The 774-nt window shown below is 60.7% G+C and carries 2 protein-coding genes; both read left to right on the top strand.

Going from position 1 to position 774, the window contains the following annotated elements; genetic code table 11:
- A partial coding sequence (locus NUW23_16310; protein ID MCR4427710.1) for a DNA polymerase IV occupies positions 1-457 on the top strand: 457 nt, incomplete at its 5' end.
- Position 458: 1 nt separating this feature from the next.
- On the top strand, positions 459-774 hold a 316-nt coding region (locus NUW23_16305), incomplete at its 3' end, for an NUDIX domain-containing protein (GenBank protein ID MCR4427709.1).

The following is a 774-nucleotide window of genomic DNA, read 5'->3' as shown; positions in this document are numbered from 1 at the left end:
CGTTCGAGTCGGAGGTGAGGCCAAGTCCCTCGGCAGTGAGAGCACGTTCGACCAGGATGTGTCCGACTCAGACACTCTCAGGAGGTATCTTGCCCGTCACTCGCGGGACGTGGGGAGGCGATTGCGGGCCGCAGGACGACTCGCGAAGACAATCACGGTGAAGGTGAGGTTTGCCGACTTCAGCCTGGTGACGCGCGGGAAGAGCGTTCGGGAGCCTGTGGACGATGACGATTCGATCTATTCCATTGCGGAGCAGCTTCTCACGGACTTGAGCCTGAGACAGCCCGTGCGTCTCCTAGGTGTTCAAGTATCCGGACTGGTCGATCTGCGCCAGATGTCTCTGTTCGATGCTGATGGAATGCGGACGGCCGAACAGCGCGGTTTGGACCATATACTGGACAAAATCGCCGAGCGGTACGGAGCGAAAGGTGTGAGCAGGGGTAGGGAGATCGACTGAATTGCGACTTGGAGGAGGCGACACTGAGACCATCCTGTGGTTCGGCGGCGAACCCTCGGGCTGGCCTGGTGCCGATTCCACGATTGTGGTGCCGGTCGATTCTGGGCGGCTGCTCATGGTCCTGAGCGAGGTCAGAGGGGGCTGGGAGTTTCCCGGCGGAAGGATCGAGCAAGGGGAGTCTGCGGAAGGTGCCGCGTGCAGAGAAGCCCGGGAAGAGGCCGGAGCAGTCGTGACCAATCTCACTCCGCTGTGCAGGTACCGGGTGAAGAAGCACGACGTCACCTCTTACGGAATTGTGTTTCTCGCGTCCGTTGAGT

The sequence above is a fragment of the Bacillota bacterium genome (assembly GCA_024655925.1).
GTDB lineage: Bacteria > Bacillota > DTU025 > DTU025 > JANLFS01 > JANLFS01.
This window is presented reverse-complemented; position numbering and strand designations above follow the sequence as displayed.